13 protein-coding genes are annotated in these 14,176 nt (G+C 33.7%); 7 read left to right on the plus strand and 6 right to left on the minus strand.

Translation table 11 applies throughout. The features are described 5' to 3' along the window. The first annotated feature begins 83 nt into the window (after positions 1-83). Both GKZ88_RS02430 and GKZ88_RS02435 read left to right on the plus strand, forming a co-directional pair. On the plus strand, positions 84-1,010 hold the full coding sequence (locus tag GKZ88_RS02430) for a LamG domain-containing protein (protein WP_155100807.1): 927 nt from the start codon (positions 84-86) through the stop codon (positions 1,008-1,010). 371 nt (positions 1,011-1,381) lie between these two features. Next, the gene (locus GKZ88_RS02435; protein ID WP_155100808.1) at positions 1,382-2,281 is read left to right on the plus strand and encodes a LamG domain-containing protein; all 900 of its coding nucleotides are present in this window, start codon (positions 1,382-1,384) and stop codon (positions 2,279-2,281) included. A 53-nt stretch (positions 2,282-2,334) separates the two neighbouring features. On the opposite strand, the gene GKZ88_RS02440 is transcribed toward GKZ88_RS02435, so the two are convergent. The 6 genes from GKZ88_RS02440 to GKZ88_RS02465 form a co-directional block, all read right to left on the minus strand. After that, complete coding sequence (locus GKZ88_RS02440) at positions 2,335-2,538, minus strand: hypothetical protein (RefSeq protein WP_155100809.1); 204 nt, start codon at positions 2,536-2,538, stop codon at positions 2,335-2,337. Positions 2,539-2,725: 187 nt separating this feature from the next. Further along, the gene (locus tag GKZ88_RS02445) at positions 2,726-3,271 is read right to left on the minus strand and encodes a hypothetical protein (RefSeq protein WP_155100810.1); all 546 of its coding nucleotides are present in this window, start codon (positions 3,269-3,271) and stop codon (positions 2,726-2,728) included. A gap of 280 nt (positions 3,272-3,551) precedes the next feature. Then, the gene (locus GKZ88_RS02450; RefSeq protein WP_155100811.1) at positions 3,552-4,265 is read right to left on the minus strand and encodes a YebC/PmpR family DNA-binding transcriptional regulator; all 714 of its coding nucleotides are present in this window, start codon (positions 4,263-4,265) and stop codon (positions 3,552-3,554) included. A gap of 280 nt (positions 4,266-4,545) precedes the next feature. Continuing rightward, positions 4,546-6,576: a S41 family peptidase gene (locus GKZ88_RS02455; protein WP_155100812.1), complete on the minus strand. Its 2,031-nt coding sequence runs from the start codon at positions 6,574-6,576 to the stop codon at positions 4,546-4,548. A gap of 322 nt (positions 6,577-6,898) precedes the next feature. Continuing rightward, a complete protein-coding gene (gene gcvT, locus GKZ88_RS02460; RefSeq protein WP_155100813.1) occupies positions 6,899-7,981 on the minus strand; it encodes a glycine cleavage system aminomethyltransferase GcvT in 1,083 nt (360 codons plus the stop codon). 295 nt (positions 7,982-8,276) lie between these two features. Beyond that, positions 8,277-9,164, minus strand: a complete 888-nt coding sequence (locus tag GKZ88_RS02465; protein WP_155100814.1) for a YitT family protein — start codon at positions 9,162-9,164, stop codon at positions 8,277-8,279. Between the two features lie 300 nt (positions 9,165-9,464). Between GKZ88_RS02465 and GKZ88_RS02470 the strand changes: the two genes are divergently transcribed. The 5 genes from GKZ88_RS02470 (at position 9,465) to GKZ88_RS02490 (ending at position 14,056) form a co-directional block, all read left to right on the plus strand. Beyond that, positions 9,465-9,917 carry a hypothetical protein gene (locus GKZ88_RS02470; RefSeq protein WP_155100815.1) on the plus strand — a complete coding sequence of 151 codons (453 nt, stop codon included), beginning with the start codon at positions 9,465-9,467 and terminating at the stop codon, positions 9,915-9,917. 5 nt (positions 9,918-9,922) lie between these two features. Beyond that, the gene (locus GKZ88_RS02475; protein WP_155100816.1) at positions 9,923-11,746 is read left to right on the plus strand and encodes an adenylate/guanylate cyclase domain-containing protein; all 1,824 of its coding nucleotides are present in this window, start codon (positions 9,923-9,925) and stop codon (positions 11,744-11,746) included. Between the two features lie 9 nt (positions 11,747-11,755). Next, positions 11,756-12,613 carry an NAD(P)H-hydrate dehydratase gene (locus tag GKZ88_RS02480; RefSeq protein ID WP_155100817.1) on the plus strand — a complete coding sequence of 286 codons (858 nt, stop codon included), beginning with the start codon at positions 11,756-11,758 and terminating at the stop codon, positions 12,611-12,613. A 287-nt stretch (positions 12,614-12,900) separates the two neighbouring features. After that, positions 12,901-13,683 carry a HipA family kinase gene (locus tag GKZ88_RS02485; protein ID WP_155100818.1) on the plus strand — a complete coding sequence of 261 codons (783 nt, stop codon included), beginning with the start codon at positions 12,901-12,903 and terminating at the stop codon, positions 13,681-13,683. Further along, the gene (locus GKZ88_RS02490) at positions 13,673-14,056 is read left to right on the plus strand and encodes a DUF3037 domain-containing protein (protein WP_155100819.1); all 384 of its coding nucleotides are present in this window, start codon (positions 13,673-13,675) and stop codon (positions 14,054-14,056) included. The genes GKZ88_RS02485 and GKZ88_RS02490 overlap by 11 nt, the downstream gene beginning before the upstream one ends. The last annotated feature ends 120 nt before the right edge of the window (positions 14,057-14,176 follow it).

The following is a 14,176-nucleotide window of genomic DNA, read 5'->3' on the forward strand; positions in this document are numbered from 1 at the left end:
AAATTTTCGCTGAGAAGCATAAAAATATAGTTTAGCAGTGTTAAAATGACACAATGTTTTTTAATAACCCTAAATCTATCGCTATGAAAAAATTACTACTCTCTTTAATGTTTGTAAGTTATTTGAATGCTAATGCGCAGAATCCTATTCAGGAGTTTAACTTCAACGGTACTTTAAACAATACTCAAAATACTATTACCTTCATGGGAACAAATAATTTTGTTCCAGATCGTATGGGAAATCCAAACGGTGCCCAGCACTTAAATAATAAATCTCTGGAAGCTGTAATTGACGACCTGCCACAAAATAATAGTGCTCGATCAATTAGTGTTTGGGTAAAGCTAAACGATATTTCGAAACCAAATTATATTTTGGGCTACGGAACGGCATATAATGCTCAATATTATGGTTTACTGCAACAAGGTACGGCCTCTTCAAATTCAGATCTTAGTTTGGCTGGCTGGGGAGCAAGCAATGATGTTATTGTTTCGGTTCCATTAGCAAAAGGAAAATGGTATAATTATACTATAACTTATGACGGAAAAGTTTCAAAAATTTATCGTGATGGAGTACTTTTAAAATCCTTAGAAGGTATTACACGTTCGACAAAAGGCAATATTTTCAGACTTGGAGAAATAAATACGACAGTTGGAGTTAATGCAGATATTGATGATTTGAAGATTTTTAATGTTGCACTGACTGATGAACAGGTTACAGCATTTTATGACGAATCAAAACCAGTGATTGCAGTTGTTGCCGATGCAGCTCCTGCTGTTAAAACAGGATCAGCTAAGACTTCTTCAGGAAAAAGTAAAACTGCAGTTAAAACAGCTCCTTCAGCAGCAATAATCGCAAATAGTGATATAAATGCAGCTGGTAAAAATGTTGAGGTTTATTCGCAAGGACAAAAAATAATTGGAGAAAATTCGATGAGTATCAGTGATTTGCCTGAAGGAACGTATTTGTTGAAAATAACAAATGCACCATCAAAAAAAATCACTTCAAAGTAAGAATTAAAGATTTGGTTAATAGAAATAGTTAGTTAGTTTTTTTTTTTTTTTTTAGTATGTTGTTTAGTGAGCATTTATTTTGGATAGTGGAAAAAAAAACCTTTTGAAATTCAGAAGGTTTTTTTTGTAAAGATGTATTTACAAATGTTGTACTTAACTTTTATTTTTTATTACTTTTTCATTGTTTTAATAAGAATAACGTATTATTGTATTGCAAGTATTTGGTAGATTTGAATTAAATTTATAGTTTTAACAAAAAATGGAGTTATTTATTGAGCTTGCATAATAATTGTCCAAGCCTGATTGCTAAATTAATTAATCGCATCTATATTACATATTTACAAGATTTTTAAGTACCCTAAATCATATCTATGAAAAAACTATTACTTATATTAATGTTTGTAGCTTTTTTAAATTCTAATGCTCAAAATCCTGTTCAGGAATTCACTTTCAATGGAACTTTAAGCAGTTCTGATAATAGTATCACCTTATTAGGAGCTCCTAATTTTGTAAATGACAGAATGGGAACTGCTAAAGCGGCACAGCGAATTACGAATAAAGTACTGCAGGGTGTAGTAGGGGAACTTCCGCAAGAAAATAAACCCAGATCAATATCATTTTGGGTGAAATTTAATAATGTTGCTTCAGCAAATTACATTTTAGGTTATGGTGCAGCTGTAAATGCTCAATTTTTTGGTTTAGTACAGCAACCCGTTGCTTCAGGAAATTCAGATTTAAGTCTAATTGGCTGGGGCGATGCTAATAATATTGTTGTTTCACTTCCGCTTCAAAAAGAGGTTTGGTATCAGTATAACATTACTTATGATGGGAATACGTCAAAAATATACCGTAATGGAGAATTATTAAAATCGGCAACTGGAATTTCGCGCGCAACTAAAGGTTATATTTTAAGGCTTGGACAAATAAATACGACAGCTGTTTTTAATGCTGATATAGACGATCTTAAAATATATAATGTTGCAATGACTGACGAACAAGTTATGGATTCTTATGCAAGTTCTAAACCTGCGACGGCTCCAGCTTCAAATGCTGCAAAAAAAGTTGCTGCATCACCAACAGTACAAACTGTAGTTCCAACAAAAACGCCAGTTACTGCTGTCGAAAGTTCAAAAGAAAATGATGCAGAATCTAAAACAATTGAAATTTTTTCTCAAGGAAATAAAATAATGGGAAGTAACGCTTCAAATGTTACTGATTTACCGGAAGGAACTTATTTGTTGAAAATAACAAAAAAACCAGCAAAAAAATAATTTGATTTTTCTTAATCAAAAAAGCCTTCTGATGACCGTCAGAAGGCTTTTTTTTATTTTTTCTTTTGTTGTCCTGGAGCGTATGCTTTTGCACTTTTGCTTCCCGACATTTTTTTAGCCTGTCCTGGCGGTACTTTTTTAGTTGTTGGTGCTGGCCCGTTTGTATGAACATGAGTACTGCAGCTTATTACGCTTAATACTAAAAACAAAAGTACCATTACAATTACAGCTATTTTTGTGTATTTTGATGTTTGCATATTTTAATTTTTATTTGAGGTTTTGCAAATATAATGGTAAATATGATTTTTCAAATATACTGTCTTAGTTTAAAACCGTTACAAACAAAAGGCTCCTGAAAAACAAATTACTCGGAGATGTGCGCTATCGGGTGATCTATGTCATTCTCTAATTCTGGAAAGTTTAATTGAAGTCTTAATGAAAAAGTTATTCATGTTTTTTTGCTTCCCATCTACCAAGTCGTTTTCTTTTCTCAATTTGATGCAATGCTAATGCTTTTATTTCCTCATCTTCTGATTGTGAAATAGTTTCTAATGCTTCAAAATTGTAGGGTTCTGGTTGTGCGCCAATTGCATAGATGATTTTTCGAATATAAGGATATTTAAGATCTTCATCATACTTATAAAACTCAGGAAGGGAAGAAAATGCCTGCATTAGATATTTTATGTTTTCCTTATCTTGATTGAACCATTGTTGGAAAGAACTGATCATGGATTCATGATCATGATGCCAATTCTCTAGTAAAAAGAATTGTAATAATTTCATGAATTCATTATCCGACATAGAAATTGGAAATCTCCATAATATAGCATCAAATCGATTATTGAATATAGAATCAGTTTTTGATTCCAGAAGCAATTGTTTCAGCTCCTCAAAATTTGCTCTGTAAGGGAAAATGAGAAACAATTCTTCTCTGCTAATTCTGTAATTTTTATCAAAAATCTCCCAGTCTTTTTCTAAAACTTTTCTCATGTGTTTAGTTTTCAATTGTTTTAAAAAACCAAAACCCTCTGAAATTTCAGAAGGCTTTCTTGTTTTTTAGCCTAATACGCTAATTACTACGAATAAAACAACTAATAATATTATAGCGTATCTTGTGATTTTTGAGGTTTGCATAAAATTGTATTTAAATTAGTTTATTGCTGAGATTAGCAAATATAATTTTTTATTTGAATTAAAAAAGGCCAAGTTTATGAAAACAAAAAAGCTCCAGAAAAATCTAGAGCTTTTAAAATATATCGCAAATAAGAAATTATTCTTCTTTCATAGTATGATAAACGTTCATAACGTCATCATCTTCTTCGATTTTCTCGATTAATTTTTCAACGTCAGCGATTTGAGCTTCAGTTAATTCTTTTGTGATTTGAGGAATACGCTCAAAACCAGAAGATAAAATTTCAAGACTTCTGTTTTCTAATTCTTTCTGTAAAGCACCAAAGCTTCCAAAAGGAGCGTAAATTAAGATTCCGTCTTCGTCTTCAAAAACTTCTTCGGCACCAAAATCAATTAATTCTAACTCTAGTTCTTCAGGATCAAGATTACCTTTTGCAATTCTGAAATTACAAGTATGGTCAAACATGAATTCTACAGAACCTTGAGTTCCCATTGTTCCGTTACATTTGTTAAAGTAACTTCTAATGTTTGCAACCGTTCTGTTATTGTTGTCAGAAGCAGTTTCAATTAAGATTGCAATTCCGTGAGGCGCATATCCTTCAAATAAAATTTCTTTATAGTTAGCAGTATCTTTATTACTTGCGTTTTTAATTGCGCGCTCCACATTGTCTTTTGGCATGTTGGCTGCTTTCGCATTTTGTATTACAGCTCTTAATCTAGAATTGGCATCTGGGTTTGGTCCGCCTTCTTTAACAGCCATAACGATATCTTTACCAATTCTGGTAAATGTTTTGGCCATTGCTGACCAACGCTTCATTTTTCTTCCTTTTCTAAATTCGAACGCTCTTCCCATTTCTAATTTTTAGTTTTGTGATGCAAAAATACGGTTATTCCTTATTTTTCCAAAATCAATTTCAATTATATTTTTAGTTTAAAAGTTTCTCCCGAAGCTTCGGGATCACGTTTCAAGTTTATTGGAATCCATAAATTAAAAAATCCGTTCGTATTGCGAATGGATTTTTTTATATAAGAAACCTGTAACCTGTAACCTGTAACCTGTAACCTGTAACCTGTAACCTGTAACCTGTAACCTGTAACCTGTAACCTGTAACCTGAAACCTGAAACAAAAACGCTACTTTGAAGCATTAAATTCATTGATAACATTTACGGCTTCATTCAAGTACGGATTCGTTTTTAGATTGTCGATCTGGTATTGATTTGCTGTTTTATCGTTTGGATAAACGCCAAGTAAAAATTGATTCACAGTTGAGTTGTAAACATCCAGTGGATTATTTTCGTCATTGAAAGTATTGATTTCTTTCCAAAGCGAATTGACCAGTTTTTTTTGTTTAAAAACGGCATCTAAAGTCATTGGAAGTTCTGCTTTTGGTGTGTTTACGATGTTGTCAATTTTTTGGTTGATTTTTTTAATGTCGTTAAAATAGTAGTTATCGACTAGCCTTGCAGCAGAGTTTTTCGCTAATTGATCAATCAAAGCACGTTTTGCATAAGGTCTATATTTTAAAAAAGACGCAATACTGTCATTTTTAATTGCGGTTGGAAAATCACTTTCTTTCTGATAAACATCTTCATAAAATTCGGGTAATACTACATCTGGAGTTACACCAACATATTGATGACTTTTACCTGTAACGCGGTAAAATTTATTAATTGTAATTTTTAAGAAATCAGTGTTTTTTTGATCGTCAAGCGAAAGAATAGTCTGCATTGTCGCTTTTCCTAGTGTGGTGCTTCCCATTAAAAGAGCACGATTATAATCCTGCATTATAGAAGCAAAAAATTCACTTGCCGATGCTGTATTGCTGTTTACAAGTACCACAATTGGGCCTTTGTAAATTAATCCTTTATACGGATCGTTAATCACCGATTTCTCTTTTTTGTTGTCGATTACAATCGAAATTGGGCCATAATCAATAAACATTCCGGCTAATTTTATGGCTTCTTCCATAGAACCGCCGCCGTTGTCAATTAAATCAATTACTAAGCCTTTTATGTTGTCGCGCTCAAGTTTCATTATTTCTCGGGCAACATCGTCGGCACAGCCTTTTCGGTTATTTTCATCTAAGTCAGCATAAAAACTTGGAATTTTGATGTAGCCAATTTTACTGTCTTTCCCAATGATAAAACTGTAAACCGAATTATCTTCATCCTTCATAACTTGTTTTTCAATATAAACATCAAAGCTTTTTCCTGAATTTCGTTTCAGCGTAAGCGTTATGCTTTTATTGGATTCGGACAAAATCATGGTCGAAATTGATTCTAACGAAGAACAGGAAACTTTCAGGGTTTCTTTTTGATTGGATATCGAAATGATTTGATCTCCTTTTTTAATGAGTCCGGTTTGATATGCTGGACCATTCGGATCAATTTCGGCTATAATGATTTCATTTTTTTCATTCAGATTAACACTCATTCCTAACGAAAGATGTTCCTTAGATAATGAAGCAACAAAACTGGTTTTAGAATCATCACTGAAATAAGCAGTATGCGGATCAAAATAGGTACAGAAATAATTATAAAGATTTTCTTCCTGCTTAACTTTAGTTTCTAGCAGTGTACTTATTCGGCAAATTTCATTAGATAAAATCTGGTGTCTTGAAGCCGATTCAATTGAGGCGAAATTTGCTTTAATTGAGTCCAGATTTTCACTGCTTTCAGCCATTTCATCTAAAATTTGATAACGCAGCTTTTTAAGCCAGACTTTTTCTAGATCTTCTTTTTTCAGATAAAATGGAAATGCTTTTTTATAAAACCGAATTGTATCTTTAACCGCATAATCAATTTTTTCGGACTGGATTTTCTCCAAAACAGCTTTGGTTCTCAAAAGTCCCGTTTTGTATTTTGACGTGATATCATCTAAAAAACTGCAGTCGTTGCTCAAAATTAAATCATCTAGATTTAGGCGGTATTTTTTAGACATTTCATCGTATTCACTTTTAAAAAATATGTTTCGGGAAGAATCTAATTCGTTGATCAGATTATCAAAAACAAAAATCGACAAACTGTCATTTATTGGCTTTGGCCGAATATGTTCAGTCTGAATAAGTGCATTGATTTTATTTAGGATTTGACATGTCTGAGCGCTATTTTGACCAAATAGAACAGTTGAAGTAAGCAGAAGTACTAATAATAGGTTTTTCATAAATCTGTAAATCATCAGTTACACTAAAATTACGGTATTTTTTTGATAAATGACAGTAATTTCTGCAGAATATCGACAACTAAAAGATTTTATCTATGAATGACATGAAATGAGAAAAACGAGTATTAAAAATTGACAAAACGATCGAAATAGACGCGTAATATCTCAAAATAAACATCAAAAAAAAATGCATTACAACTTTTAAGATTGTAATGCATTTTTGGAATTTTCTTTAAGTCAAAAGTCAAAAGTGAAAAGTCTAAAAGTTTTGTATTTCACAACTTTATGACTTTTGACTTTCATCTTTAAGACTTATTGGAAACTATTTCTTGTAAAAAGGCAATTTTACCACTTTTGCAGGAACATCATTTTTTCTGATTCTAATAAAAACTTCACTGTCAACAGCGCTGTTTGCAACTGTAACATATCCTAAACCAATTCCTTTGTTCATAGAAGGCGACATTGTTCCAGAAGTTACAATCCCGATTACAGCTCCAGAACCGTCAACAATTTCATAATCGTGTCTTGGTACTGCACGTTCCTGCATTTCAAAAGCAACTAATTTTCTTGAAACTCCTTCTTCTTTTTGTTTTTTCAGGTTTTCAGAATTGGTAAAATCTTTAGTGAATTTAGTAATCCATCCTAAACCAGCTTCAAGCGGAGAAGTTGTATCGTTAATATCGTTTCCGTATAAACAGAATCCCATTTCTAAACGTAAAGTATCACGCGCTGCAAGTCCGATTGGTTTGATTCCGAAAGCTGCACCCGCTTCAAAAACTTTGTTCCAAATTGCTTCAGCATCAGCATTTTTGCAGTAAATTTCAAATCCTCCAGAACCAGTATAACCAGTTGCAGAGATAATTACATCATTAAAACCAGCAAAATCGGCCACTTCAAAATGATAATAGGTAATGGCAGCTAAATCAATAGAAGTCAAAGACTGCATAGCTTCAACCGCTTTTGGACCTTGAATGGCTAATAATGAATAATCATCAGAAAGATTTTTCATTTCAACTCCCAAATCATTGTGAGAAGAAATCCAGTTCCAGTCTTTTTCAATATTCGAAGCATTTACAACAAGTAAATATTCTTCGTCTTTCATTTTATAAATAATCAAATCATCCACGATTCCTCCTTCGTTATTTGGAAGGCAAGAATATTGCGCTCTTCCAATCGTCAAAGTCGATGCATCATTTGAAGTTACTTTTTGAATCAAAGCCAAAGCATTTGGACCCGATAAGAAAAATTCACCCATGTGCGAAACGTCAAAAACGCCCACACTGTTACGAACCGTTTCATGTTCAGCATTAACTCCTTCATAAGTAATTGGCATGTTATAACCAGCAAAAGGAAGCATTTTTGCTCCTAAACCTTCATGTATGTGCGTAAGCGCAGTATTTTTCATTGTGTTGTTTTATAAAATTGAGTCGCAAATTTATTCAAAAAATATCGAATTTTGATAGTCTAAATTATAAATTTCGCAATATTTAGGAGCAATTTCCTGCTATCCGCTATATCTTTTTGTTTTTAAAGAAAAAACAAAAAGGATGCCGCTGCTATCAGGGCTAGGACATATTGGTAAAAAAGAAGTCTCATTTCTAAAAAATTACTATAGCTTCAGTAATTTAAACAAAATTAATTAGTGAAAATTCGTGACATTGCTTCGCCAGTTCGCTATCGCTCGGGTCGTGGCAAAAAAACTAATGCTTCGGTTTAAATCGTAAAATACCGCCACTCGCATCTTTTATATATTGAATATACATAAAGGCATGCGGATCAAGCTGACTGATTTCTTCTTTAATTCGGAGTAATTCCAAACGAGTGACAATGGTTACAATAATATCACAGTCCCATTTTTCATCAAAACTGTCTGGAAGATAGCCTCTTTCGCCTTTGATTATTGTAATTCCTTTTTTAAATTTTTGAACAATTAATTCTTTAATTTCAGCACTTTTGGCTGAAATGATATGCAGCGAAATATACTGTTCAACACCTTGTGAGATATAATCTAAAGATTTTACAGCCGAGAAATAAGTTACAATAGAATATAATGCAGTTGAGATTCCAAAATACCAGGCAGCAGCAAGAAACAACAAACTGTTTATCCCAAAGATGACCTCTGAAACATTTAAACCGATTTTTCGAGTGGTCAGTAAAGCTAAAATTTCAATTCCGTCAGCAGTTGAGCCGCTCCGGATACAAAAACCCATCCCGATGCCTATTAAACAGCCTCCAAATAAAGCAATCAGTAATTTATCTGAAGTCACGGCATCAATATGTACAAAATTAATACTCAGAGCAATAAGGATAAACGTAATAAGGCTTTGAACAGCGAAAGTATTGCCGAGGATTTTTTTTCCAATAAACAAAAACGGAATATTTAAAACGAGAACCAAAGCACCAAACGGGAGATGTAAAATTTCATGAAGAAGCATCGAGATTCCGATGACACCACCGTCTAAAAACTTATTTGGAAGCATAAAACCTTTTAAAGCAAGCGTGATAAAAGCAACTCCAATTAAGTTAAGAGCAATGTTTTTAAAGTTTAAAATTTCTTTCCACTCTATAGCGTGTTTGTTTACGTTCATAAGCGTTGTATGTTAGCTGAATTTTATTCGAAGTAAACTTGTAAGATGTTTAAAAACAGGTAATTATATTTATAAATATAAAGAATTTACTTCTTTTATTAACTAAATACCCGACGAAACGATACTTTAATCCGATTAAAAAGCATCTTGTTGATTTTATCAAAGTTCAAATAAAAAAATTACTAAATTTGAGTATGATTTAAAATTTTACCCCTTAAAAATCAACCAGTTAAAACTAGTTTCCTGACTACTATTTTGGACCTCTAAAAAGCAAAATAATTAATTTTAAATGATTGAATTATGGGTAAAAATGTACAGATAGTTTTGACTGTTGATGCCAGCCGACTCTATCATATGAAAAATCCTTCTCAGGATGATATTCACGATAATTGCGAACTTTCTGATGATAATGACGGCGTGAGCGATACCGGAAAAATAGTTGATTTTTTAAGCAATGTTTATATTGCTCAAAATGTGGAATGGGTAGGCGAATCAAAAGATGTAGGATACAATATTGCAATTGACAGCATTGTTTACGATTTTGATTTAAACGACCCAACTGATATTTATTTTCTTGACGATGACATTACGATAACCGGTTCCGGCGGAAAAAACAGCAAAGTAGTCGCCACCGTTAAAGATCAAGCTGATATTGCTGAAACTAATAATATCTACAAAATCAATTTCAGTATTTACTACCAAAATAATGTCAAAAAATACCTGATCGATCCTAAATTAAGAGCTAACAGTTAAGAATTTTGAGAAAAAGTAGTTCAGTTACCAGAATTTGTTTTTTGATAATTGCAATTTGCTTTTTATCTGTTATTTGCCATGCTCAAAATCAAAAAGTAGCTGACAGCTTAGTGAAGATTTATGAAGAGAATAAACTTTCCGGAGAAGCCAAACTCGAGTTATTGCGAAATTTATCTTTTAATGAAGTCAGTAATCTCAAAACTTCGCTTAAATATGCCAACGAACTCATTCAGCTGTCAAAAAAGGAAAACAATTATCTTTATTTACATCGCGGTTATCTGCAAAAAGGGAATTCGTACCGCGTTCTTGGTGATTTGAATACCGCACTTGATGCGTACTTTAAAAGTAAAGATGCTGCAATTCAGGCCGATTTTCCTGCTGGAGAAGGCGCTGCAAATATGTCTATTGCCGATGTTTATTCGGTTATGGACAACACTTTAAATGCCCAAATGTACTATAACAAAGCAATTTCAATTTTACGAAAAACAACCGATACAATTTCATTAGCCACTGCCTTATTGAACGCTGGGGAAGAATATTCGAAAAGTAAAAAGTATGAAAATGCATTAGCCTATTATAAAGAGTCCGGTATTCTCTTTAAGAAGGCTCATTATTTAATTGGTACAGCTTATAATTTAGGGAATACCGGAATGCTTTATGCGGAACAAGGAGAAGATGATCTAGCGATGAAGAACATAAATGAAGCTATCGCAATTCTAGAGAAATTAGAGGATTATTATGCTATTTCAGACTATCTCACGTATATGTCTGATATTTATTTGAAACGAAATAACTGGAAAAAAGCATTGGGTTATGCCGAAGAAAGTTTGAGTTTGGCGCAGAAATATGGATTAAAAGAACAGCTGAGCAATTCAAATTTAAAACTTTCAGAACTGTATCAGAAATCAGGGAATTTTAGAGAATCGCTGCATTATTTTAAAAACCATATTATTTACAAAGACAGTGTGAATAATATTGAAATGGTTCAAAAAATGGCTGACATCCGAACGAATGCCGAAGTCGCGCAAAAACAAATTGAAGTCAATTTATTGAATCAGCAGAAAAAGACACAGAAAATCATCGCAATTTCGTCTATAATCTCTTTTGTATTGGTGCTTTTGCTGGCTTTTGGATTGTACCGAAGATATAAATTTGTGAATAAGACCAATAAAATTATTGAGAATGAAAGGAACCGTTCAAATTCCTTATTACTCAATATTCTTCCCGAAGAAACGGCGGCCGAATTAAAAGAAACGGGAAAAGTTTTGGCTAAAAAATTCGAATCGGTTACCGTTTTATTTACCGATTTTGAAGGCTTTACAAGTTATTCTGAAAACTTATCTCCAGAAAAATTAGTGCAAAGTGTAGGTTATTATTTTTCGAAATTTGATGAAATTATCGAAAAATATGATTTAGAAAAAATCAAAACCGTTGGCGATTCTTATATGTGCGCCGGAGGATTGCCTTATGCCTCTGATAATCATGCAAATTTAATGGTTCTCGCTGCTTTAGAAATGCTTAAATTTGTTGAAGACTCAAAATCAAATATCGATTTTAACGGAACTCCTTTTAATATCAGAATCGGAATTAATTCGGGGCCTGTTGTTGCGGGAGTTGTGGGAACTAAGAAGTTTGCTTACGATATTTGGGGAGATGCTGTAAATATTGCCTCAAGAATGGAATCTAATTCGGAATCCGGAAAAATAAATATTTCTGAAAATACGTTTGAATTAGTAAAAGACAATTTTAATTGCAGTTATCGCGGTGAAATCGAAGTTAAAAATAAAGGCATGATGAAAATGTATTTTGTAAATCAGCGTTTGAATTAAAAATAGAAAATGAAAGCTCCATATTTAATAACAAAAGAAGAAGTTTTAAAAATCTACAAGCCTGTAAATCCGCAGACACATAAAGGAATTCAAGGTCACGCCGTGATTATTGGCGGCAGTTATGGAAAAATTGGAGCCGCAGTTTTAGCTTCAAAATCCTGTCTTAAATCAGGTTGCGGACTCGTAACCACTTTTGTACCTAAATGCGGTTATCAAATTCTTCAAATTTCGATTCCCGAGGTTATGGTTGCCACCGATGAAAATGCAAATTTCATTACCAATATTCATTTGCCATTAGTGCCACAGGCAATCGGAATTGGTCCAGGAATAGGGAAGGAACTCGGAACCCAAAAAGCTTTATTTGAGTTTTTGAGAGTAAACAAAGCACCTTTAGTTCTGGATGCCGATGCTTTGAACATCATTTCTGAAAATTTAGCATGGCTGGAATTAGTTCCTGAAAACACGATTTTGACACCTCATCCTAAAGAATTGGAAAGACTAATCGGGAAATGGAATTCAGAAGCAGAAAAATTTCAAAAATCAGTCGCTTTTTCAGAAAAATATAAAGTCATTATCGTCATGAAAGGCGCTCCGACATTCATAGTCAACAAATCTGAAATCTATCAAAACACAACCGGAAACGCAGCGCTTGCCACAGCAGGAAGCGGTGATGTTTTAACCGGAATTCTAACGAGTCTTTTGGCACAAGGTTATGAACCAAAATACGCTGCAAAACTCGGTGTTTACATTCATGGTTTAACGGCTGATATTGCATTGCCAAAAACGGGTTATGAATCTTTTACGGCTTCTACTATCATTAAGTATTTAGGGAAAGCTTTTCTTGAATTAGGAAATCTGCCAATTTGATAATTAGATAATTTTATTGAGCTGTCACCCTGAGCGAAGTCGAAGGGGCGAAAGTAGCTCGACAAAGTAACTAAACTTTGAGGAATATCTTTGCGGTCCTTCGACTTCGCTCAGGATGACAAAAAATGAGTATAATGCTTTGTGATCTTAAAAAGCAAAGCAACTTTAAAAATAACTTAGTGCTCTTTGCGTAACCTTTGCGCGCTTTGTGTTAAAAAATCTTCAATTCGAAAAATCTAAAATTAACCCTCTACAATCTAAAATCAAAAAATCACTAAGTTTGTAATATGGAAAACAACTTCGATCTAAGAACGGTAAACGTTACCCGTTATATAACACCACTGCGCGAAGGCGGTTCTTTACCCGCTTTGGCAGAAGCCGATGACGATTTTAAATACGTATTAAAATTTAGAGGTGCCGGACACGGCGTAAAAGCCCTTATAGCCGAATTAGTTGGCGGACAAATAGCAAAAGCATTAAAACTGCAATTGCCAGAATTGGTTTTCGCGAATCTCGACGAAGCTTTCGGAAGAACCGAAGCCGATGAAGAAATTCAGGATTTACTGCAAGGAAGTCAGGGATTAAATCTGGCGCTTCATTTCTTATCTGGCGCGATTACTTTTGATCCTGTTGTAACAACGGTTGATGCTAAATTAGCGTCGCAGATTGTTTGGCTGGATGCCTATATTACCAATGTTGACAGAACTTTCAAAAACACGAATATGCTGATCTGGCATAAAGAATTATGGCTGATTGATCACGGAGCATGTTTGTATTTCCATCATTCCTGGAACAATTGGGAACAGCATGCTAAAAGTCCGTTTACATTGATCAAAGATCACGTTTTATTGCCTCAGGCCACACTTTTAAAAGAAGTGGATACCGAATTCAAAGCAATTTTGACTCCAGAAGTTTTGGAAGAAATTGTAAATACGATTCCGGTAGACTGGCTGCAATGGGAAGATGCAGACGAAACGCCAGAAGGCTTGCGAAATGTATACTTGCAGTTTTTAAAGACAAGATTAGAGAATTCAGAAATATTTGTAAATCAGGCTCAAAATGCAAGATAATCACTTATACGAATATGCTGTGATTCGTGTTGTGCCAAGGGTAGAGCGCGAAGAATTCCTGAATATCGGAATCATTTTGTTTTGCAAAAAAGCCAAGTTTATAAAGGTTCTTTTTCATTTGAATAAAGAAAAAATAGAAGCTCTTTCTAACGATTTTGACATCGAACAATTAGAATGCAATTTGACTTCATTAGAAAAAATCACAAACGGAGCAAAAGACGGCGGTCCAATTGCAGAGTTTGATATTCCCGAACGTTTTCGCTGGTTAACTGCAATTAGAAGTTCAGCAATTCAAACGTCACGACCTCATCCGGGTTTGTGTCAGGATTTAGAGAAAACGATTCAGACATTGTTTGAAGAATTGGTTCTTTAAAGAGGGACAAAGTTACAGAGGGACAGAGCGACAAAGGTTTTTTGTAGAGACGCACTGCAGTGCGTGTAACGTATTGTAAAAATCTCGCAAAGACGCAGAGTAGCAAAGTTTTTAGACAAA

The organism is Flavobacterium sp. LC2016-01 (assembly GCF_009711135.1).
Lineage (GTDB): Bacteria > Bacteroidota > Bacteroidia > Flavobacteriales > Flavobacteriaceae > Flavobacterium.

Bases quoted from the DNA above. Each gene is read 5' to 3' on its own strand.
- GKZ88_RS02430 (WP_155100807.1), top strand. From the start codon at position 84: ATGAAAAAATTACTACTCTCTTTAATGTTTGTAAGTTATTTGAATGCT.
- GKZ88_RS02435 (WP_155100808.1), top strand. From the start codon at position 1,382: ATGAAAAAACTATTACTTATATTAATGTTTGTAGCTTTTTTAAATTCT.
- GKZ88_RS02440 (WP_155100809.1), bottom strand. From the start codon at position 2,538: ATGCAAACATCAAAATACACAAAAATAGCTGTAATTGTAATGGTACTT.
- GKZ88_RS02445 (WP_155100810.1), bottom strand. From the start codon at position 3,271: ATGAGAAAAGTTTTAGAAAAAGACTGGGAGATTTTTGATAAAAATTAC.
- GKZ88_RS02450 (WP_155100811.1), bottom strand. From the start codon at position 4,265: ATGGGAAGAGCGTTCGAATTTAGAAAAGGAAGAAAAATGAAGCGTTGG.
- GKZ88_RS02455 (WP_155100812.1), bottom strand. From the start codon at position 6,576: ATGAAAAACCTATTATTAGTACTTCTGCTTACTTCAACTGTTCTATTT.
- gcvT (WP_155100813.1), bottom strand. From the start codon at position 7,981: ATGAAAAATACTGCGCTTACGCACATACATGAAGGTTTAGGAGCAAAA.
- GKZ88_RS02465 (WP_155100814.1), bottom strand. From the start codon at position 9,164: ATGAACGTAAACAAACACGCTATAGAGTGGAAAGAAATTTTAAACTTT.
- GKZ88_RS02470 (WP_155100815.1), top strand. From the start codon at position 9,465: ATGGGTAAAAATGTACAGATAGTTTTGACTGTTGATGCCAGCCGACTC.
- GKZ88_RS02480 (WP_155100817.1), top strand. From the start codon at position 11,756: ATGAAAGCTCCATATTTAATAACAAAAGAAGAAGTTTTAAAAATCTAC.
- GKZ88_RS02485 (WP_155100818.1), top strand. From the start codon at position 12,901: ATGGAAAACAACTTCGATCTAAGAACGGTAAACGTTACCCGTTATATA.
- GKZ88_RS02490 (WP_155100819.1), top strand. From the start codon at position 13,673: ATGCAAGATAATCACTTATACGAATATGCTGTGATTCGTGTTGTGCCA.